Source organism: Dictyobacter halimunensis, from assembly GCF_036245075.1.
In genome coordinates this window covers 3,372,840-3,394,494 of record NZ_BSRI01000002.1, presented here as the reverse complement: position 1 = coordinate 3,394,494, position 21,655 = coordinate 3,372,840, and the positions used below count along the sequence as shown (strand labels likewise).

The following is a 21,655-nucleotide window of genomic DNA, read 5'->3' as shown; positions in this document are numbered from 1 at the left end:
AAATCCTTTCGCTTCCTTAGATCCGATCTTTTATATTACGACGCGATAGCCGCTTCGTCTGCTCAGGCATCTCACCCGAAATATCCTGCGTCTTCGAGAAGCGACGTATCACAGAATTTTTCGCAATGGTCTTCGGCAGGTGATTATGTAAGCGACGAATACGGATCGCTGATTGAATGCGTCCGGACATCCGATAGTGAACGGGTTGACCATCCTGTCTCTGCCAGACGCCGGGTTGGCCACGTTCAGGCAGGAAACTGAGGATCTCCTCGCCGATCGCGAATGAAGAGGCGGGTCGGCTGAGTTTGCGCGCGTTCGCCAGCCTGCGCCGCAACTCGGGCGAGCCAGGCTTGATCAGGCGCCGCAGTTCATCGGTCAGGGTACGCGAGTCCAGGGCCAGCACGCCAACGTCGTTGTGCACCACATAATCGATGTTGCCTTCCTCCTGTCCCGGAACGTATCCGCTGAGAATGATGGGGAGATTGCAGGCCAGGGCTTCGCAGATCGTGCCGGGGCCAGCCTTGGTGATAATGACATCCGAGGCGTGCATCAGTTCAGGCATGTTGTTGACGAAGCCAAAGATGTGAGCAGACACGTGCAGACGTGACCGCGTCCGCTGTAGTTGGGCATAGAGCTTTTTGTTGCGACCCGTGACAACCAGTAGCTGCACGGGCAGCCGAGCCTGTGAGATCGCGCGAACCGCCGCGTGCAAGCCGCCAGCACCATCGCCGCCGCCCACCAGCAAGACCACAGGAAGATCCTGGGTCAGGCCAAATTTCTTTCGTAAGTCTTCCTTTGAGGCCACCTCGCGCGTATACTTGGGATCGATTGGCATTCCCAACATATGCACGCGTTCGGGATCCAGTTTGCGCTTTAAGTACAATTGCTTTGCCTGCTCTGTCGGTACGATATAGGCATCGGCGCCTGGCGCAAACCATGAGAAATGCACACTAATCAAGTCAGTCACGACCGTGATAAAGGGGATCTGCAAGCCGAGCTGTTTGAGGGCGCGAATCGTGACGAAGTTGATGATGGGATGGATGGAAACGACCACATCGGGTTGAATGGTCGTGAATAGCTTCAGCAGGCCGTTAAAGATAAGAGGCGTGGCCAGAGATGTCATCGCCATCACGGTACCTTCGCGGTTACTGCGATGGAAGACCTCTCCAAACAATTTGGGATTGTAGCGAATGGTTGGTCCGTAGAGCTTCACCGCCTCACGCAACGGGAAACGGCTATATTCCTCAAACACATCGACAATCTCGATACGATAAGTTGGAGGGGGTAGCTCATTCTCGGCGGTTGAGACCGGGGACCGCTGTGGAGTGGCACTGGATGCGTGCACTGCCACTGGCTTTTGTGCGTTCCACTCTTCCTGTTCGCGCTGTGAGATCAGGCGAAGCGCGTTACTGATGGCGTTGGCCGCGCTACGGTGGCCAGCGCCCGTGTCGGCGATCAGGAAAAGAATGGTTCTTTGTGTTGTATCACTCAGTTGACTCACCCCCCTACAGGTTTGCTAAAAGGGACTCATAGTGAAATAGGGATAAAGGCTAATGGAAACATGCCTTTATCCCTATACGACTACAACCTGTTAAAGAATTACTCATCACTCAGGTTGAAGCGTCTGCGGAAGCGCTCAACACGACCAGCCGAGTCAAGAATACGCTGCTGACCGGTAAAGAATGGATGGCACTTCGAGCACACGTCAACCTTTAGTACAGGCTTTGTACTCATTGTCTTGAAGCTGTTGCCACAGGCGCACTGCACTGTGGATTCAACATAGTTAGGATGGATTCCTGATTTCATTGTATCTCCTGGATATTACACTTATGGTTTTCGTTGCTTGGAAGGCCCTTTTTTGAAGTTCCACTGCCTCCCTCACCGCGTACACCCTTCAAAAAGCTCATAGCAATGCAAGCATGATTGTACATGCAAGGGTCATCTTCGTCAAGATGTCCTGTTCGCCATGCTGGCTTTTCCATGTTTTTTGCCGCCTGCGGCGGCGGATAAGAGGAAAGATTTTAGGGGGCACCCCTAATACCCCGCCAGGAGGCCTCGCCGGCCCCTGGACCCCCGCTCTTCCTGCTTTGCCGCCTACGGCGGATAAGAGAAAAGGGTGCTCGGGGGACACCCGCCCCCCGCTTTGGGGCCTCGCCAGCCCTCTGGACCCCCACATCCTCTCGCAAAGCGGGGATGCAAGGGGCGGCTAGCCCCTTGACTGGGGGCGTGGGGGCTGTGCCCCTACCTCCTCCCTCTCCCCTCCTGCCCGAAGGTCGGGTGTGGGGGGCCGGGGGCTTGCCCCTGAATCCCATTTCTCTCTTTGTTTCTTTCTATTATATAGAACACATTGTGTTGCTGATTTATGCCCGGGTGTAGAATATATGAAAAAGAAGGGGCGGTGATGGATGGTTCAATGTGTGTGTGGTAAACTACAGCAGGATATGGTACTGATATCCCACCCATGCGGAGCATATGGCACATGCTTTTATTTGTGAGCGTGTGGGGCGTGGTTATGTGCGGAAATCAGTCGTTTTGCTTTGATGTTAGCATACAGGGGAAACTATTATTTTATGATCGAACGTTATTCAAGACCAGAGATGGCTGCGATCTGGTCAGCTAAACATAAGACGGATAAGTGGCTGCAGGTGGAGTTGCTGGCCTGCGAGGGCTGGGCCCGTGAGGGGGTCATTCCACAGGAGGCCATTGAGAAAATTCGTAAGGCTCAGTATAATGCGCAGCGTATGCAAGAGATTGAGCAGGAGACGCATCATGATGTGATTTCGTTCCTGCGTTCTATTCAGGAGCAGTTGGGACCCGAGGGTCGCTTCATCCACCTGGGGATGACCTCTTCGGATGTGCTGGATACGGGTCTGGCCGCTCAGTTGAAGGAGGCGGGGGCTGTCCTGACACAGGGACTGCAGGGGTTGACGGACGCGGTGGCGAAGGCGGCCGTTGAGCATAAGTATACGTTGATTACCGGCCGCTCCCACGGCATCCACGCGGAGCCGATGACCTTCGGTCTGAAACTGGCTCTGTGGGTCGATGAGCTGCGCCGCCATCAGACGCGGCTGGCCGCGGCGATCGAGCAGGTGACGGTCGGCAAGATCTCGGGTCCGGTTGGGACCCACGCCTCGGTCCCACCACAGATCGAGGAGTATGTCTGCGCACAGATGGGGCTGGGGGTGGCTCCGATCTCAAATCAGATCGTGCAGCGCGATCGGCATGCCCACTTTATGACAACGCTGGCCCTCATCGGTAGCTCGCTGGAGAAGATGGCCCAGGAGATCCGCCACCTGCAGCGCACCGAGCTGAGCGAGGCCTTTGAGCCCTTTGGCTCTGGCCAGCAAGGCTCTTCCGCCATGCCTCATAAGCGCAATCCCGAGCTGTGCGAGCGCATCTGTGGACTGGCCCGCTTGCTGCGCGGCTACGCCGTGACCGCCATGGAGAACGTGGCTCTCTGGCATGAGCGCGACATCAGCCATTCCTCCACCGAGCGCATCATTATTCCCGATGCCTGCACCCTGCTGGACTACATGCTGCACATCTTCACCAATGTGATCAGCGGACTGCAAGTGGACGCCGAGCGCATGCTGGCCAACCTCAACATGACCGGCGGCCTGGTCTTCTCGCAGCGCATCCTGCTGGCCCTAATCGACAAGGGAGTGGGACGCCAGGAGGCGTACAAAATGGTGCAGCGCAACGCTAAGAAGGTATGGGCTATGACCAGCCAGGGCGCCATCACCGGCGCGGCCCTTGTCGAGGCGCTCAGCGAAGATTCCGAGGTCTCAGGTTACCTGAACCGCGAGGAACTGAACGAGCTCACCAATACCGACTACTACACCAAATATGTAGATACTTCCTTCAAACGTATCGGCCTATCCTGATACGCTCTTTTCCGTAAACGTCAGTCTGATTTTTATGTTGGTGCACCAGGGGCGCGAACGTGCCCCTGGTGCACCAACATAAAAATCAGTGCTGCCGCGCATGCGCGGCAGCACTTCGTCCTTCCATTCAGCCACAAGGAACGTAGCTCTCATACGTATACAAAACTGTACCTTATGTTCAGCCGGCGGTCGTCACACTACTAGAGATTTAGAAAGGACCGTTACATTTATGGCGGACGAAGTTAAACAGCGAAAGATAGAGCATGTCAACATCGCGCTCGAACGCGATGTCTCAGCCCCACAGCGAGCCAATTGGAGCGATATCCAGTTGGTACACCAGGCTCTACCAGAGGTTGACCTGGACCAGGTCGATCTGACCACCAGCTTTCTAGGCCACACCCTCCGTTATCCCATCTTTATGTCTTCGCTCACCGGTGGACATCCTGATGTAATCAATATTAATCGCAACCTGGCCCGCGCCGCCGAGCGCTATGGATTGGCCCTGGGCGTGGGCAGTCAGCGCGCCGCCATCCTGAATCCCGAGCTGGCCGCCAGCTATACGATTACGCGTGAGAACGCGCCCAACGCCTTTCTGATCGCCAATATCGGCGCGCCGCAGTTGATTCAGCAGGCGGGCCATCCGCCATTCACGCTGGAGCAGGTGCGGCGCGCCATCGAAATGATCCAGGCCAACGCCCTGGCGGTCCACATGAATAGTCTGCAGGAAGCGGCCCAGCCCGAGGGAGATCGCAATGCCGTGGGAGAGGCTGCGGCCCTCAAACAACTGATCCAGCACATCGATCGGCCGGTGATCGCCAAGGAGACCGGGGCGGGCGTTAGCCGGGAACAGGCCCTCTTACTGCGCTCCTGCGGTGTCTCAGCGATCGACGTCGGGGGAGCCGGTGGCAGCAGCATGTCGGCCATAGAGGCCGCCCGCTCGCAATCGCGGGGCGACGCGCGCACCATGAATATCGGACAGCTCTACCGTGACTGGGGTATCCCGACCCCCATCGCGGTCGTCGAGGCTGGTACCGCGCGCTTACCATTGATCTCCACCGGCGGCGTACGCAACGGACTGGATGCCGCGCGCGCCCTCGCGCTGGGCGCCACCATGGTCGGGATCGGATTTCCTTTCCTGAAAGCGGCCAGCGAAAGCTATGAGCGGGTCTGCGAGGTCATCGAGGGGATCGTATCCGAACTGAAGGTCGCCATGCAACTGGGTGGGGCCGCCAATCTATCGCAGCTACGCGCCACCGATATCGTAGTCACCGGTGCCACGCGCGAATGGCTGACTCTGCGTGGCTTCGAAGAAGATTTGAAAGCCATGGCGCAGCGACGCTGGCGCCGCCTCCAAAAATCGGCCTTGTCATCCTCGCCATCATCGCCGTCGTAGGCGAGGATGCCGGGGGCATCCTCAACCGGGCTTGCCCCGGCTTCGGATTTATGGTTGGTAGCGCGAAAATTCTTCGGGGGTGTTGATATTGATGAAGGAGCGCAGCTGGGGATCGACTGCTTGCAGCTGCTCTTCTTCCAGGAGATGCACGCGGGCCAGTTGCAGCAGCGAACGGGGATCGCGGCGTCCCTCCCGCAGGCGTTGTTCGATCAGGGGCAGGATGGCACGTGGGTAGACAGCCAGCAAGACCTGCTCCTGACCGGCCACGCGTGGCATGGTTACCGTGTCGGGTTGGGCCTGCGAAAAGAGAAAGTTGAGCAGCGCCGGTTGCAGAAACGGCATGTCGACGGCCGCAACCAACGCATGCGAGGTATGGATAGCGCTCAGGCCGCTGTAGAGTCCCATTAATGGGCCAATGTTGGCAACCTGGTCGGTAAACACCTGAATTGAAGAAGGTAGATGCGGCTGGTAGGCCTGCGCCTGGTACTGGTCACGAGCGACCAGCAGGGTCTCCTGGCAGTGATCGGCCAGCAGGCAGGCCAGGTGGGTCACAAACGTTAAGGCAGGCTCGCCGGGAACAGGCAACAGGGCTTTATCACGGCCCATGCGTGAGCTTTGCCCGCCGGCGAGAATTATTCCTGTGATTGATAACGCTTCACAACGCTCAGACATCATACCCAACGCGAAAACCTGACGCGAAAAAATAGCGGCGCTTAGCGCGACGCAGAACGTACTTTGCGCTTGCTGCCTTTGGGGATGTACTGCTGTCTGCGCTGGTACGCCGCGTAGTTCGCCTTATCAGCGGGATACTTACGCACCATGTAGACAACCCATGTAACCGCCCAGACGACCAGTGACAGGAGCCAGAGATAGCGCCAGAAACGCCAGGCAAAGAAGTAGCCATCCAGCAGCACGCGCGCACCGATCAAAGGCAAACCAATAAAACAAATAACCGCGAACCAGCCCAGATAGCGATCAAACATATACTTGAGCACGGGCTTATTCTTCACAAACCGTTTGCGGCCCTCAACGGAATAATAGAATGTGACTAAGAGGCCAGCCAGACAAAAAATAAGCCATGGCCACAAGAAATGGAAAGGCTCCGCCCCGGGTAGATTCCCATTTGATCCCGCCTGAACCGGATCGGTAAAAAGCCATTGAAACAAGTTGATGCCCATACAGCACAACTCCCTTCTTCAGGTATCCACACAGTATAATTGCCACCAATAATAGCATGTAACCCCCCATGTCGTCTAGTAGGTGCGCCCCTTGCGGGCGCTTGGTCGCTTGCGGCCTTCGTACCCCTGAGATCACGTTCCTCGTGGATCTCCGCCGGCCCACGTGGGGCGAGGTGTCGTTTACGAGGAGCCGAACCGGCCGGGAGCGGGGGCCACAAGCGGCCAAGCGCCCGCAAGGAGCGCACCTACATATGCGTCCATTTAAGGGGCGTTTCGGTTTTTGATACGTGCATTCCCCCCGAATTTATTTACCAATGCGATTTGTGGGGGCTGGTGATGACCGGGGGTGTAACGTTGATGGTGGGTTGCGTGGTACCGGTTGGGGTGGATGGCGTTACCGGGCCGCCGCCGGTGGTCGCGGGCGCGGTAGCGGCTGGACTTCCATTATTGGTCGCGGGCGCGGTAGCGGCTGGACTTCCATTATTGGTCGCGGGGGCCGTGGCGGCTGGGCTTCCACTATTGGTGGCGGGCGCGGTGGTAGAGGCGGAGAGGTTCATTGAACGGCCCATCCAGAATGCCACTGCGACCAGGACGATAACGGTGACCACAAAGATACCCAGCGTCACTTTTGAACGCGTCAACATTATATGTACTCCTTCTGTGCAGATAATGGAGAAACAACATTTCTGCTCCCCTTTACGCATTCTATCGGACTCTTTCTATCTTTGTGCTCGCTATGCTGCAATGGTAGGAGTAATTTACCGCATCATTTTTTGTAATCTTAACCAGATCTCAACCTGACCTCCCTGACAACAAGGACCACTGGGAGATACAGTGAGTTTGCTTACCTACCAACCGGTAGGTAGAAATAATGAGAGAAGAGATCAGTATAGCAAGGAGTTGTGCCGTTAATAGATCTGAGAAATCCGGTCCGCACTCGGCCCAGGTGGCGGCGCGCGAGCGGGTGTTAGAGATGGCTGATCAGCTGTTCGCCACCCATGGCTACCAGGCGGTTTCGCTGCGCGATATCGGGGCATCACTGGGTATGCGCCACGCCTCGCTCTATTATCATTTTCCGAACGGGAAAGAGGAGCTGTACGTGGCGGTGGTCGAGCGGCGCATGCGCGGCTACCAGACGCAGCTTGAGCAGGTGCTGAGGGACGCCGGTAGCGATTGGCGGCAGCAGCTCAGGGCGGCCGCGCGCTGGATGGTGGCTCAGCCTCACATGCACCTGGGGCGTATGATGCAGTCGGATATGCCCGCCATCAGTGAGGAGTCGGCCGATACGCTGCGCGTCATCGTGCGTGATGCGCTGCTGCAGCCACTGACCAGACCGATCCAGCAGGCGCTCGCCGACAATCCAGAGAAGCGCCAGCGCAGCGTTACCTACGCGGGCATGTTTCTCTCGCTGATAGAGGGCATCGAAAATCTGCCCGCCAACTATCTCACCAGCAGCAAGAACGAGCTCGTAGATGTCGTGATCGATTTTGTGCTACATGGGCTCACGTCTTGACTGACTGACTGACCAGGTTATGCCACCAGAACGCTTGAAACGCTAATCTTATCGGAGTATGCGCATGTCTACATTGAATGAAACAGCGGCCACCACGGGGAAGCCAACCGCCTCCCGGCGCAATCTGTTCGCGCTCTATCTTGGCATCGCCTTCAGCGTGCTCTTTACCGCCGTGATCTAGTTCAAAGGTACATGCCTTCAATCCGGGACTGGTCGACACCCACCTGCTGCGGCACGTGGATGCCATCCAGGGCTACGAGAAAAAGCTGAGCGCCCTGAGTACCATTATCCGCCTCTGGGGCAATCCACCCGCCGTCCCAGCCGAACGCGTGGTCTGGCTCGCATCGAGCGCCACCGACAAAAAGACCGGCCTGGAGGTACGCGTGCTAGGCAAAAAAGAGCAGCTCGCCGGGCTGTGGCGCGAGCTGCAGCGCAAGCGCAAGCATCAGCCCGCACCCGACACCACCATCGACGTCACCACCATCGAACCGTACACCCCGCAGGTTCGGACCATCCCTCCCATAGGTTCTGACCTCGCGTCCGATTATTCCTCGCCCCACCGCGAATGATCGGGTACATGACCATGTACCCGATCGTCGTTCCTCTGCGGGCGTGTAATCGGACGCGAGGTCAGAACCTATTTGGCGGTGACGGTGACGATGTGGTAACCGGTGGAACCGTTGGGGACGGTGTTCTGCTTGCGGCCGGTCTGTACTTCGCCGGTACCATCGGTGGCCCGTACGGCCAGGGTGTAGGTGCCAGCCCTGGTGGGCCGCCAGTCCATACGCCAGAAGACCCAGCTGTCCTTTGAGAACGCGGGATCGAGCTTCGCCTCTTTCCAGGTCGTGCCGCCATCGTCACTGACCTCGACGCGCTGAATGCCACGATTGCCCGCGAAGGCGATGCCCACCATCGGTACCTGCTGACCAACCTGAAACACATTGCCCGTGAATGGCTGGTTGAAGCGGCTCGTCGTGCGCAAAACGCCGTTGTACCAGCCTTGACTGGAATAGAGACCCTGCACGAAGTCGCCGACGAATTCGATGCGCGTCAGCCACTTGGGATTCTCCTCGCCATAGCGACCCGGAATCAGGACGCGCAGGGGATAGCCATGGCGTTTGGGCAGATCGACCCCATTCATGTTCCAGGCCAGCAGTGGATCGGCCTCCAGCACCTCTTGCAGTGGCAGGCTAGTATTGTAACCGTCGGCACAATAGAAGGCGATATACTTCGCCCCTGGCTGTGTACCACCCTGCTGCTCGATCAGCGTACGCAGGGGCACGCCATGCCAGACCGCGTTGCCCATCAGGTGTCCGCCGGGTCCATTGGCGATGCACTCAAGGGTGATCGCCCGCGCTGTCGAGGGCAGCTTCTGAAGCTCCTCATACGTGTATGTCCCCAGTTTGTTGACCAGGCCACCGACCTCCAGGCGCCAGAGGTTGATGTCGACCGAGGGATCAACCGGATTCTGCGTCACCACATAATGATCATTATTGGGCGTGATCGGATAGTCGGTGTGGTTGGGGAAAGAGGTCTTTATGCCGTCATAGGCGGTATAGTTGTCCAGGAATTTCTGGATGGAACCGAACGTGCCCAGACCGGCTCCGACGCCCAGGGCCACCACGCCGCTGCGCGCCAGCAACTGACGCCGACGCGCCACCACACGATCACTGTTGGGGGCGGGATATTTAGGCAACAGCGCGCGATATCCCAGGCAGAGTACCACGCCGTAGACGCCAAAATCACAGAGCATCCCCACAATGCTCAGGATGCGCGCCATATCAAACGGCCAGCCCAGGAAGTTCTGAGGCAGTTCTTTCCAGAAGAGAATGACGCCGGCCAGAGTCATCAGCAGCGCAAACGCCAGGGCCACCAGCCACTCGCGCCGGGCGGGCCGATAACCACGCGCCGGAAGCTTGATCCACACCAGCAACGCATAGAGCCAGCCCAGCGCGGTCCCAATCGCGATCATCGCCAGCAGCGCCTGTCCCAAGGGAGCCGTTTTCGCGTTGGGACCATACGTCATCAATAGCCGAATAAACTGATCAACATTAATGTGCTTTAAAACATAATCGCCAAACATCTCGACCGGCGTCGGGATTCCCGCCAGCAGGCGCAACAGACCCATCACCAGCGTAGCACACAGACTCGCGGCCACGCCTGCGACCAGGGCCCACACGGCTGAGAATAGCACCGTCCGGCCCGGTGAAAAGCCTTGTCGAGGAGGTCTGGCGGGCACCTCCTCGCTCTTTATCTGCCTGGACTTGACATTAGACATGATGATACCTTTTCCTTTTGTGAACATGAAATGGCTGCTATCTTTTACGCCCGATAGAAAACCGCAGGCCTATCAGTAATCAATCACGACGTCCATCTCTGTCACGTCACATCGCCCAAATTTTTACACCTCCCCAACCCCTGACGTAGGTTCGGCCCTCGCGGCCGATTTCTCCTCGCCGCATGAACATGCATCGCACATTCGTTTCCCCAGCCCTCGCGTTTGGTGGGCATGGGTGTGCGTGAAGAGTAGGTGTCAGATTTGCCCTCAATCATTCAATTTAATAGCGTGCAAAGCGAGAAAAGACCACAGTACGTGCGGGGCTTGCCCCTACTTCTTTCCTCGCCCCTCGAAAAAGCAACAAGAATGATGCTCAGCATCGCATGCAACCGTCTTTGATCGCTTTGGAGCTACAAAGCGGGGGCAAGCCCCACACGTACTGTGGTCGTGTTTCTTCTTACATGCTCTAAAGTTGAATGTATTGAGGCCCGCCCTGGCTTGCTGACCGGGTCCGGCGATCAATACGCCAGTTTCTCATCCCCAGGAGCAGCGCGAGCAACAGGAACACGGCGGTTACACCATAGACATAGGTATAGTACAGGTTCCAGTTCAGCGAGGTCCCGAAAAAGTAGGAGAAGATGGAGGCGCATACAAAGTACCAGAGTCCGATGCAGGCCAGGGCTCTCCCGCTCCATCCACTGGCACGCGTCCAGGGTGCGCCGACCATCATGGCGACCGGGGGCAGCAGGACAGTGGTGTACCAGGGGAAGACATGCGACGAGATCAGGAAGATGACGCAGAACAGGATAAGCACCGAGGCTTCCAAGCTGATGCGCTCCTGCAGGCGCCTGATCCCAATCCACAGCGAGACCGAGCAGACCAGCAGCAGATCCACAGCATAGGTCACCTGCAGTGGCCACCCGGTCTGTTTGCTCAGCCTGTACATAAACAGGGCCAGCGGCCCGCCATTCATAGATCCCACTTCACTGGCATAGCTGGCAAAGAAACCAAAGATCTGACCATGTCCCAGGATCAAGTAAGGAATATAAGAAAGCGCGATCGTCAACAGACAGGTGATTAGCAGCCACCAGTCGCGGCGCCCACGCCAGACAACCACTAGCAGAAGGATGGGATAGAGTTTGGTCAGGGTCGCCAGCGCCAGGCAGAGTCCGGTCACGGCGCGGGCACCACGCCACGTGCCCTGCGAGCAGACCAGGGTCAGCATGATAAACATGACCATCAGAGCATCAACATGGCCCTGCAGCGCCGCCTCCACGATAGCTACGGGACACCAACCATAGATTAAGCAGCGCGCGGGGTCGAATCCTTTGCGCTGCAGCAGCAGGGCCAGCAGCCCCGTCGATACCATCTCGCACAGGCTAAAGAGGGCTTTGAGAAAGGGCAGGTTATCTGGCACCAACAGGTAGCTGAGCAGGTAGAAGCCCTGCGCGCCCGGCGGATAGATGGTCGGAACATTGCGAAAGCGGCTATTCTCATACAGCATGTTACGCAGGTGAAGCAGCAATGGATGGTTAGGGGCATAGGTATAGGGACTGAAGCCATGCAGCGTTACACGCGCGTCCCAGAGATAGCGCCAGGAGTCGCGTGAAAGGTTGGGCTGAATCCCCAGTAGTTGGGCGCGCAAGACCACAGCACCCAGCAGGATAATGCCCAGTTCCAGCCAGCGCTTGCGTCCCTCGGGCGCCCTGGTGCTTAAGACCAGGACGCAAGCCAGGAGGTAAGGGAGATAGCTGATTAGCTCCGCTACCAGCAGCGGATTCTCGTTGGTATCCGGCAGCGGAGCATTGAGGGCGAAGAAGGTATTGTAGACGATGGCGATGAGCAGCAGCAGGCATAGCAGCGGCAGGCGCCATGTCTCCCCAAACGAGGAGGAGACATGGCCCTGATGAACTGGAGGCGACAGTTGTTCCAGAGTTGGCATGCTAGTAGCTCCAGTTCACACCACACTGCGCGCAATGTCGCGCGGGATGATCGCTCTCGAAGGCGTTGCGGAACTGGTTATAGCGCTCACCATGCCAGATCTGCTCGATGGATTCCTGGAAGACGTTGCCCAGCACGCGCTCCTCCCGGTACTCTTTGGCGCTGCGATGGCCGAAGGGGGCGAAGCAGCAGGAGAGCACATTGCCGCTGGAGGTGATATAGGTCAGGGTGTAGGGACGCTGGCAGCCCGACCAGGGACGCTCACCGAAGTCGCGCACGACGCTTTCCACCGGGGAAGCCGCGCCGGCCGCTTTGAAGCGGATACCGCGCTCCTGGCACAGCTCCTGCGTCTGGCGAATAATGGCCAGTTCCTCGGGCAGCGCGCGATGGAACAGAGCCTGCTTCGAAGCCGCCAGCCCCTGTTCAAAATAGACCAGGCGCTGCAGATAGATCTCGCGGATGCCGTTCTCATAGGCCTTTTCAACCAGTCCGGGCAGTTCTGGCAGGTTCTCGCGCATGGCCGTAAACCAGAGCGAGACCGCCGGCTTGCTGGCATCCTGCGCCTGCTGCAGCTTGACGAACGCGCTCACGTTGCGCCAGATCTTATCGAAAGCATCCACGCCACGCACATGGGCATACGTCTCGCGGGTCGAGCCATCCATGGACAGGCGATACTCGTCGAGGCCCGCATCGATCAACGCCTGACCGCGCGCCTCGGTCAGGGCGATGCCGTTGGAGTTGAAGAGCACATAGGTGCCGCGATCCTTGAGGTAGCGCACCATCTTTGGCAGATCCTTGTTCAGCAGCGGCTCCCCCAGGCCATGCAGCACCACGCGATCGAGCACTGGAAACTGATCGACGATACGGCAGAAATCATCGAACGGCAGGTCGCGATCCTCTTCACGCGACAGGAACGTACGTGGACACTGCTGACAGAACTCGTTACAGCGGCTGGTTGGCTCGATATAGATGGAGCGAGGAAGTGTGGCGACGGTTGATGTAGTCATGAAAGAAAACCCCTTTTATCTATCTCATTCAGGCAGGCAGCGGTAGCGGGGGCAAGCGTAGCATCAGCTCGCAACAGGTCCGCCAGGCGCTGCAGATCCGACCTGGTATCAATATCAAATAGTGTGTCCAGTAGCTGGACGCGCAGGCCCTGCTGTCGAGCCTTGTCGATCGTCATGTCCAGCACCACGTCGGTGCTCATCGGGATAGCGCTAAAGACATCGTGAGGATCACGCATGGCGATCAGATAGTAGCCGCCGTCCTCGGCGGGTCCGAGCGCGACATCTGCGTCATCCAGAGCGCGGCGAGCCCGTTCGATGATCTCCCGGCTCACCTGCGGCGAATCCGAGCTGATCAAAACGGTATATGCGAAGCCGGCGCGCGCGGTCTCCTGAAAGACGTTATGCAGGCGCGCGCCCAGATCGGGACCCCGCTGCGGCACGGTCCGCACCTGCGCGGCGGGCCGCGCGATCAGCAAACGTACGCAAGAGACAAAATCCTTTTCGACCGGCGTATAGGCCCAGATGACATCGTACTGCCAGCCCATAAAGCGGCAGGCCAGGTCCCGCAAGAACGCCCGGTACAGCTCCAGCGTCAACTCAGCACCCAATCCCTGGGCGAGGCGCGTCTTCCCCTGGCCCAGCTCGGGATAGCGCGCCAGAATGGCCAGCGCGGTATCAGACATAGTTCAGGTCCTTTTTACGGGCATAGCGCGCCATTGTACTCAACATAGCGTAGGCCGCGCGCATGCTCCCGCTGACCGTACCGGCCACCTTGGATTGGCCATGGCTGCGGCGCCGGTAGTGCAGATCAATCTCCACGATGCGGAAGCGGGCCCTGGCGGCCTTCACCAGCATCTCAACCGGCCAGCCAAAGGTCATCTCCTGCATCTTGAGCTGCTCCAGCTTTTCGATGCGTACCGCCCGGAAAGAGCCGATGTCGTGTACACTGACCCTGTATATCCTGCTCACCAGGCGACTGATCAACCAGTTGCCCAGGCGTGCCTGCGCAGGGACCGCGCCGGACTCGGATTGCGGGCCGACACGCGAGCCGATGACAAGGTCGGCCCGGTTGGACAGGATGGGCTCGACCATCCTGGGCAGATCGATGGGATTGTCGCTGCCATCGCCATCTATGAATACGACGACCTCCGCGCCCAGATCGCGCGCGGTCTGAAACCCACGCCAGCAGGCCTGGCCATAGCCACGCCGCTCCTCAAGCACGACGGTCGCGCCGGCCGCACGCGCCACAGCGGCCGTGGCATCCGTACTATTGTTATCCACTACCACAATCCAGCGCACCAGGTCCCTGGAAATCTCCGGTAGCAGATGCTTCAAGGCATCCGCCTCGTTCCAGGCTGGAATCACCAGGGCAATCGCCTCGTTCGTCATCACTATCCCAATCATCCTTTCAAATATAAATGGCCTGCCCTCGTTTAAAATCGTAGAGCGCCACAATCTTGCGTTGCGCGCTACTGCTCAGGGCTCGTGCCTGCTGTACCGCATCATCCAGGCAAAAACAAAGACTGGTGATGTCCAGGTAACAATTATGGGTTTCGGGTTCTATCCAGGTTCCCAGCCAGTAATCGGACATCCTTAAATACAATTCATTTTGAACCACAAAGGACCTCACAGCCGCCTGCAAGTCCGCATTAGGAGGAAGGATAACTGTCTGATCTGGATATTTCGGGATGGCCCAGGCCTCGATAGGTGATACAAATTGATAGGTATCCAGTTTAGAGGTCACGCCACCTTGCGTAATGGTAGCAATACATACATCTAAAATATACTTATCAAAAAGATAGCGCTCTAAGGGTGACTCAAACTTCATCTTTTTCAACTATCCATCCAGAGGAACAGTTTCCTATGTTTTTTACGCTAGCGATGATGCTTACCGAACAAGCGGTCAACATTACTACCAGATGTATTCCATAGGAACTACAGATCAGCACTTATCATCCAACCAACAAGGCCATGGATCATCTCTATCAGTAATCATCGTCATACGCCCTCCTTCTCTGGTAACTATAAGAGTGTGTGATTTACTTTCGTCATTGTGGGGCACGTGAGCGTCCCCACACGCGCGTCCGCTGCGCGGCCGCGCTGGTTTTGTGTGTTGGTGCATGGGGGGCGCGGATGCGCCCCCCATGCACCAACACACAACAGAAAAGATGCACCCCATGCACCAACACACAATGGACTCTCAAAGATGGTATAGTCCAGGACTATACCGCACGTTTCCTTCCCTTTTCACGATTTGGGGACGATATATTTACAAGAAAAACAGCGAAAAGGGGCTTTATCAAAAAGATGACTGTCAGCGACAGCCATCCGGGTAGCATGGGAAGGATCGTGAGATCATGTTAACGGGCGATGAACCAGCCAGAGGTGCCATACCAGATCTCTGGCGGGTCCGCCAGAGCCTGTTGGGCGCGGGCCAGCGATGTGTTGCGGGCTAGTGCCCTCAACATGCCCAGGGCGACAACCGGTCCTTTAGGGGCCTGGGGAGTCGCGGCCGGACCAGGCTCCAGGCTGATGGCTACCGCGTCATAGCCGCGCGTGCCACCTTGAAAGGGGAGCGTCGCGGTCCCGTTACGTACAGTAAATAGTCCCAGGCTGGTTGGCTGCTTCCCCTGGAGAAGCCAGCCCTGATAGACCTGGTTACCCGATATCGGGGGAAGCCCATGCATCACCACGATACAGAGTTGCTGCCTGGTATAACAGGTTAATTCACCTTGAGAAGAGGATCCACCTGCCGTGCCCTGCAATTTATAGGTGTTTGCCTGCACCACATTGGTCGACAGGACGGCGATCTGGTGTTGCAGAGAGAGGTTCCAGAGCACCATGCCACCAAGGGCGGCGAAGACGAAGACCGCGGCCACTGCGATCAGCGCGGCACGCACAATCTGACCCGATGAACGGCGGCCAGCGGCACGCGCGGATAGTGGTAAGATTGCCGATTGCCGTGATGGCCTGCCAGTAGTAGATAACTGCTCCTGCTGGAGATGCGCGAAAAAGCGCTGCTTGAGGTCAGCGGCTGGCTCGACATCCTGAGAAGCAAGTGGCAGCAGGTTGGCAATCTCCTGCAATTCTGTCAGCTTCGAGGCACAATCACGACATTGTGCCAGATGTTCATCCATCGCTTTCTTTTCCTCTGGCGTAAGCGCTCCCAGCACATAAGCTCCTGAAAGCTCTTCAAAATCCTGGCAAGTCATACATGGTTACTCCATTCTCATCTACTACTTTTCTGGTGTTACGTCGGAAAAAGCTCAGCGGATTACTTTCAGGAACAATGTGCAGATGTATTTTCATGCCATATTGTAAACAGTGTGCGTTTTTCATGTCCAGTCGGCCTGGTTTTGCTCGTGCGGCACTCCTTATTCTTAGATCAAAGACAGCATTATAGTTCATTGACGCCCATTCCTTCCAGGGAACGCTTTAAATGCTGCAGGCCCAGCCGCATCCGAGCCTTGACTGTCCCCAGGGGCAGATTACACCCTTCCGCGATCTCTGTATGCGTCCAGCCCTGGAAATAGGCCAATTCAATGACCATGCGCTGCTCTGTTGAAAGTGACATCAGGGCCTCGCGCACCTGGTGACTCTGTACCGAGCGCCAGACCTCGTCCCAGGTATCGGAGAAGGCTACGCGCTCATCCTGGTCAGCTTCATCCAGGGTCACCTCGTTCAGCACCGAGCGCCGCTTCACCGCACGCAAATAATCTATGGCTCGATGATGCATGATAGAAAAGAGCCAGCTCCGTACCGTCCCTGCCTGCCGAGAATATGTTACAGAACGCTTCCAGACCGCCATAAACGCTTCCTGCAACAGGTCTTCCGCCACCTGGTGATCAGAAACCATCCGGTATGCGAAAGAATATAGTATACGTGAATAACGATCATAAAGAAGCTCCATCGCCCACATAGCACCAGAGGTAATCGCCTGAAGCACAACTTCATCCTCTAAATCGTTTCTATGCAGGACCAGGAGCTCCGAGCTAGAATTCTGTGCGGTCTGTGCTCGTTTAAAACCCCACATAATTATCCTTTTTCAATATATTCTCCAGCTAGCGTAGCCGGCTCTTCTTGCTTGCTGGCTGCGGAGCCGCTTGCATGTTTTTATAAGTGAGCGCATATGTACATCCGAGCAGCAAGCCAACCAGTGTTATAAACATGATGCCCCATTGCCAGTAAAACGGATAAGTCTGAGGTGCGGCATGTGGATCACCGCCGGTCTGCGGCATACCTGGCATACCTTGCTGTGGGGCCGCCACCAGCCGCCAGTGCGGACTCCCTTGCACCAGGCCAACGGCGAAGATGCTCAAGACCGACCACGGCTTTAACGTCACCTGAGACGAGAGTGAGGCCTTTGGCGCATCAGCGTTCAGCGTTACCGAGTACGTACCACTGGATAATGGAATATAAGAACTGGCCGAGGCATAAGTGATCTGGTTGACGAGCGTATTCGATTGAGATGAAACACTGGCCGTACCAACTCCTGGTGAAAGATGATATACCCGCACCTTGGCTCCGCTACCCGCGATCACGTTGTCATCCACAAAAGAGGTAAAAGAGAACCCGCTCTTTTTGGTACCCAGCGCCGCAATAGTATACGGGACACCCGCCTGCACAGACATTTCCTGGGTAATAATAGAGGCATCGACGCCTTTTCCAATCAAGGCGAGCTGCACCTTATGAGCGCCTGATGCGATCGGCACATAATCTGTCACCGTCGCAAACTGAAAATCGCTCAATATCTTCTTGCCATCCACAAACACATCAACAATACCAATATCCGGTGAGGCATGAATAATGCGTACGTAGGCAGGAGCGGCGGCCGCATCCACAGGCCTGGCCGACAGCATGCTGGTGCCAAATAATACGACACACAGCCCGGTAGCCAGGAAAAGACGCCACCACCTTGCCTGTTCGCGCAAGAACATTGGCTTCTTCATAACACATATTTCCTCTCGATCGCCAGAGTTTCAGGTTCTCAAGCACGTGAAAACGCCGCCTGGCTACAGAGCAATACGCTAAGACTCATTATTTGGATCTATTTCGCAGTCCCTTTCTAGAAAAGGGGGCAGCGAATTCGCAAAAAGGCAGAGATGTAATCCAGAATTTAGACCCTGCCGTAGTACTGTCTGAACGGCTATTCGATGAAAAGATTGAGTCGAGACAGTACACCAAAACTCTGTTATCCCTGATGCAGCCACTTACAGGTAGCAACACGGGATCTTATGGGTATTATGTGCGCAGGTCAGGTTGTCAGGTTAAGCGTTACGCCATCCGATGCAGAGATATCACCTTACACTTTCCATCCCTGGCTAATCATACCCGCGAACAGAACTACCAATAATTAAAAATGTGTCCGTTCAGGCTGTGGAGACTCATTCGGGAGGGTATTATGACACACGATAATCCACGTTTCTGCCCACAGTGTGGTCATGTCTTGAACCTGACCAGCCAGCAGTGTGAGGCCTGCCACGCGCAGATCGATGATCGCTTCATGCTTAAGCATGATCCAAAGGTGAAACAGGCTACAGACAACCTGATTGCTTCGTTCGCAGCGTCCGGCTCACGACGCGCCTTCTTTAAAAAAGGCGCCGTTATCGCGGCCTCTGGCGTGGCGGCTACAGCCCTGGGTGCGGCCTTTATGCCTGAGCTGAGTAGCGCGGCGGCCCGCCAGACGCAAGCCCAGACCCAGGCCAGCCTCAAGGCGGGTCTGCAGCAGAAAAATCAGACCCTGAGCAATTATAAAAGCGCCCAGGATCCTATCGTGACGATCCTGACGGTCGCCCGCACAGCCGAACAACTGGCCGTCACCTTCTATAGCAATGGATTGTCTAACGCCGATAAGCTGGGCCTGAAAGGGGACAACCTGACCTACCTGCAGGCAGCCCTGGCGGAAGAACAGATTCACCAGCAATTCTTTGCCGCTAATGGAGGCCAGTCATTAACCGAGACCTTTAGCTTCCCCCATGGCCCTCAGACCTTTACAGATCTGAAGACCTTTATCGATACCCAGCAGCAACTTGAGGGCGTCTTTGACTCGGCCTTCCTGGCTGCGATCAAAGAATTCGCGCAGCTGGGTCGACCAGACCTGGCACAGATCGCGGGCCAGGTTGCCTGTATCGAGGCGGAACATCGCGCCCTCGGACGCGCCATCGGCGGCCTATCACCGGCCGATAACTGGGCCTTTACACCGATCTACCTGGGTTCGGTAGCCGATGCGCCAGCGCTGGTCACCAAGGCCGGCTATCTCAGCCCCAAAGGCGACAATAGCTATACCTATAAGGCGGTCAGCACCAACGTCGCCGGTCTCGAACAGACCAAACCGTTCGCGGTTAGCTCGTCCGTCGTCGGTAACGGTTAATCGCTCATTTTATCTATATAGCAACAAAAAACAAGCTGATATGTCGCAGGGGTGCGGGGTTCCTGGAACACAGATCAAGGACAATCGCACTCCTTTTTGAGGATATGCTCATGGGATATAGAACGTCTCAAGCAAAGCCGGGTACAGCGGAGAATGAGGATCAACGGCACAGCGTGGACTCCGTAGACACCGATGCCACCCGGCGCGTCTCCGATCCAGATAAGACGGTCAGGCGTAGCGCGCACCAGATGGCACAGTTGTATGCCCGGGCGGCTGCCATCAAACAAGAGCAGGCCCTGGCAACCAACGCACAGACAGAACCAGTCTCTGCTGACAAACAGCTACCGGAACAGATCTCTGCGTCCGTCAAGCTAGCCAGGAAGAAAAACGATGCAAACCACATCCTTAGCACAACCAGCGTGATTCTCTTTATCATGATCGCATTCCTGCTGAGCTATGAGGCATTCCAGAATATCCATGATCCACGCTACCTGCAGGGTCCTCAACAAAAGAAAGCACAGCTTGATCAGCAGATAGCCCACGCGCAATCCATCGGCGTACCCGAGACATACCTCGCCCCTTTACGGCAAAAAGAAGAGCAGATCGCTAGCGCGCTACCCTGGTTTTCGCCCTCTTTCTATCTGCAGCCCGCCCCTGTCTATAACGCGCAGGCCGCCCGCTACGCCAGTCTGCAACAGCAGATTCCTGGGACGATTACCGCCGCGACCCAGCAGCTGCAAAAGCAGGCGCAACAGGATATGCAAAACTTTCAGGTGATCGTCAGCCGCATCAATATGCAACCGATCGGCGGCAGTGGCGCTTTCTCCCAACGTTTCAGCGCAGATCAATTACAGTTGGAGGCGGCCAGAGATCCCAATGATTATCTGGCCATCATTCAGGACGCCCATAGCTCGACCGGTGCATTAAACACGCTGGAGACCATGGCTACCCAGCTGGCCACCATGCATAGTACCCTGAAAGCCATGCAACAGGCACAGCTCAATACCGGCGATCTGCAAAAACAATACCAACAAGACACCGATAACTTTAATAACGCCAGCACACCCCTGGCCGTCCAGCAGTTGCATACCCGGCTGACCATGCACTATCAGAGCATCATCAATGCTGCCTTGCAGAATTATCCAGCGGTCAGCCAGGCCAAATTGCAGCTCTTTACGCAACAAATCAATACACTCAAACATTATAAGCAAGATACGACCCTGTACCAGAAAGCCCTGCAGGCTGACACGACGCAGGTCGCCCGCGCCCAGACCGATGGGACACGCTTTACCGCCTTGCAGCATATCGATAGCGACATCGCTTCAATGCAGCGATCGCTCGCCAGCGGTGAAGCGCATACAGTGGTCGCCAGCTTCCATCAAGAGGTCAATAGCTGGGGCCAGAACCATATGTATCATGATACGTTCGATGGCAAAGACTATGCACCCGACTCAGAATACATGGCGCAGGGCATTGGCTCTGTTATCGATGCCGACCTGGCCAGCGCTTCATCCGAAAATGATTTCCACGCCGTCACTCTTGAGGTTCAGAATGCGCTCTTTAACCTGCGTCTGCTGGAAAGCGACAGCCAGAGCCAGACACCTTATAATCAGGCACACGCCACTGATATACAGGCTCTGAACCACTACAAGCTGACGCATAAGCAGGTCTTGATGATCTCGCTTGCAGAGCAGTCTATGCGTCTGTATCAGAATGGTCGTCTGCAGCGAGCATTCCAGGTTGTAACTGGCAGTCCGCTGCGTCCATCCTTACCCGGTGTATGGCCGGTGCTGGATCGCAAGTCGCCGACCGTTTTTGTCTCTAAAGAGCCCAGAAATTCGCCATTCTGGTTTGCCCCGACACCCATTCAATATGCTATCCTATATCATTATGGGGGAGACTTCATTCATGATGCCTACTGGCGCGCCACCTTCGGGGCCGGTGCCCAATATCCCCATCAAGACAGTAGCGGAAATACACCTTATAACTATGATGGGAGCCATGGCTGCGTTAACCTGACGGTAAACGATATGGCCTGGATCTATAATCATACAAACTGGCAAACGACCATCGTCATTTATTAAAAGGGGC

21 protein-coding genes are annotated in these 21,655 nt (G+C 56.5%); 6 read left to right on the top strand and 15 right to left on the bottom strand.

Annotated elements, in window-relative coordinates; genetic code table 11:
- Positions 1-16: 16 nt before the first annotated feature.
- Both AABA21_RS28120 and rpmE read right to left on the bottom strand, forming a co-directional pair.
- Positions 17-1,501 (bottom strand): MGDG synthase family glycosyltransferase, encoded by a 1,485-nt coding sequence (locus tag AABA21_RS28120; protein ID WP_338255341.1) that lies wholly within the window; start codon positions 1,499-1,501, stop codon positions 17-19.
- Between the two features lie 98 nt (positions 1,502-1,599).
- On the bottom strand, positions 1,600-1,806 hold the full coding sequence (gene rpmE, locus AABA21_RS28115; protein ID WP_338255339.1) for a 50S ribosomal protein L31: 207 nt from the start codon (positions 1,804-1,806) through the stop codon (positions 1,600-1,602).
- A 764-nt stretch (positions 1,807-2,570) separates the two neighbouring features.
- Between rpmE and purB the strand changes: the two genes are divergently transcribed.
- Both purB and fni read left to right on the top strand, forming a co-directional pair.
- Entirely contained in the window at positions 2,571-3,884 is a 1,314-nt protein-coding gene (gene purB / locus AABA21_RS28110; protein ID WP_338255337.1) for an adenylosuccinate lyase, read from the top strand.
- A gap of 229 nt (positions 3,885-4,113) precedes the next feature.
- A complete protein-coding gene (fni, locus tag AABA21_RS28105) occupies positions 4,114-5,277 on the top strand; it encodes a type 2 isopentenyl-diphosphate Delta-isomerase (protein WP_338255336.1) in 1,164 nt (387 codons plus the stop codon).
- A 48-nt stretch (positions 5,278-5,325) separates the two neighbouring features.
- Here the strand turns inward: fni and AABA21_RS28100 are convergent, their stop codons facing one another.
- The 3 genes from AABA21_RS28100 to AABA21_RS28090 form a co-directional block, all read right to left on the bottom strand.
- Entirely contained in the window at positions 5,326-5,949 is a 624-nt protein-coding gene (locus tag AABA21_RS28100; RefSeq protein ID WP_338258485.1) for a molybdenum cofactor guanylyltransferase, read from the bottom strand.
- Between the two features lie 41 nt (positions 5,950-5,990).
- On the bottom strand, positions 5,991-6,455 hold the full coding sequence (locus AABA21_RS28095) for a hypothetical protein (RefSeq protein ID WP_338255335.1): 465 nt from the start codon (positions 6,453-6,455) through the stop codon (positions 5,991-5,993).
- Between the two features lie 308 nt (positions 6,456-6,763).
- Positions 6,764-7,099: a hypothetical protein gene (locus AABA21_RS28090; RefSeq protein ID WP_338255334.1), complete on the bottom strand. Its 336-nt coding sequence runs from the start codon at positions 7,097-7,099 to the stop codon at positions 6,764-6,766.
- A 227-nt stretch (positions 7,100-7,326) separates the two neighbouring features.
- On the opposite strand from AABA21_RS28090, the gene AABA21_RS28085 reads away from it, so the two are divergent.
- Positions 7,327-7,968, top strand: a complete 642-nt coding sequence (locus AABA21_RS28085; RefSeq protein WP_338255333.1) for a TetR/AcrR family transcriptional regulator — start codon at positions 7,327-7,329, stop codon at positions 7,966-7,968.
- A gap of 236 nt (positions 7,969-8,204) precedes the next feature.
- A complete protein-coding gene (locus tag AABA21_RS28080; RefSeq protein WP_338255331.1) occupies positions 8,205-8,537 on the top strand; it encodes a hypothetical protein in 333 nt (110 codons plus the stop codon).
- A 68-nt stretch (positions 8,538-8,605) separates the two neighbouring features.
- On the opposite strand, the gene AABA21_RS28075 is transcribed toward AABA21_RS28080, so the two are convergent.
- The 10 genes from AABA21_RS28075 to AABA21_RS28030 form a co-directional block, all read right to left on the bottom strand.
- Positions 8,606-10,246, bottom strand: coding sequence for a molybdopterin-dependent oxidoreductase (locus AABA21_RS28075; protein WP_338255330.1), 1,641 nt, complete (start codon positions 10,244-10,246; stop codon positions 8,606-8,608).
- A 466-nt stretch (positions 10,247-10,712) separates the two neighbouring features.
- Positions 10,713-12,188 carry a glycosyltransferase 87 family protein gene (locus AABA21_RS28070; protein ID WP_338255329.1) on the bottom strand — a complete coding sequence of 492 codons (1,476 nt, stop codon included), beginning with the start codon at positions 12,186-12,188 and terminating at the stop codon, positions 10,713-10,715.
- Between the two features lies 1 nt (position 12,189).
- Positions 12,190-13,194 (bottom strand): radical SAM protein, encoded by a 1,005-nt coding sequence (locus tag AABA21_RS28065; protein WP_338255327.1) that lies wholly within the window; start codon positions 13,192-13,194, stop codon positions 12,190-12,192.
- Positions 13,191-13,877, bottom strand: a complete 687-nt coding sequence (locus AABA21_RS28060; RefSeq protein ID WP_338255326.1) for a TIGR04282 family arsenosugar biosynthesis glycosyltransferase — start codon at positions 13,875-13,877, stop codon at positions 13,191-13,193. Before AABA21_RS28060 ends, AABA21_RS28065 begins: the two co-directional genes overlap by 4 nt.
- Complete coding sequence (locus AABA21_RS28055; RefSeq protein WP_338258483.1) at positions 13,870-14,583, bottom strand: glycosyltransferase family 2 protein; 714 nt, start codon at positions 14,581-14,583, stop codon at positions 13,870-13,872. Before AABA21_RS28055 ends, AABA21_RS28060 begins: the two co-directional genes overlap by 8 nt.
- A 19-nt stretch (positions 14,584-14,602) precedes the next feature.
- A complete protein-coding gene (locus AABA21_RS28050) occupies positions 14,603-15,022 on the bottom strand; it encodes a hypothetical protein (RefSeq protein ID WP_338255324.1) in 420 nt (139 codons plus the stop codon).
- Positions 15,023-15,554: 532 nt separating this feature from the next.
- Complete coding sequence (locus tag AABA21_RS28045; RefSeq protein WP_338255321.1) at positions 15,555-16,406, bottom strand: anti-sigma factor; 852 nt, start codon at positions 16,404-16,406, stop codon at positions 15,555-15,557.
- Positions 16,387-16,602, bottom strand: coding sequence for a hypothetical protein (locus AABA21_RS28040; RefSeq protein WP_338255319.1), 216 nt, complete (start codon positions 16,600-16,602; stop codon positions 16,387-16,389). The genes AABA21_RS28045 and AABA21_RS28040 overlap by 20 nt, the downstream gene beginning before the upstream one ends.
- Entirely contained in the window at positions 16,592-17,227 is a 636-nt protein-coding gene (locus tag AABA21_RS28035) for an RNA polymerase sigma factor (protein WP_338255318.1), read from the bottom strand. Before AABA21_RS28035 ends, AABA21_RS28040 begins: the two co-directional genes overlap by 11 nt.
- Positions 17,228-17,255: 28 nt before the next feature.
- On the bottom strand, positions 17,256-18,143 hold the full coding sequence (locus AABA21_RS28030; RefSeq protein ID WP_338255316.1) for a DUF4397 domain-containing protein: 888 nt from the start codon (positions 18,141-18,143) through the stop codon (positions 17,256-17,258).
- Positions 18,144-18,595: 452 nt separating this feature from the next.
- On the opposite strand from AABA21_RS28030, the gene AABA21_RS28025 reads away from it, so the two are divergent.
- Together AABA21_RS28025 and AABA21_RS28020 are read left to right on the top strand one after the other, a co-directional pair.
- Entirely contained in the window at positions 18,596-19,564 is a 969-nt protein-coding gene (locus AABA21_RS28025) for a ferritin-like domain-containing protein (RefSeq protein ID WP_338255314.1), read from the top strand.
- A 110-nt stretch (positions 19,565-19,674) separates the two neighbouring features.
- Positions 19,675-21,648: a L,D-transpeptidase gene (locus AABA21_RS28020; protein WP_338255311.1), complete on the top strand. Its 1,974-nt coding sequence runs from the start codon at positions 19,675-19,677 to the stop codon at positions 21,646-21,648.
- The last annotated feature ends 7 nt before the right edge of the window (positions 21,649-21,655 follow it).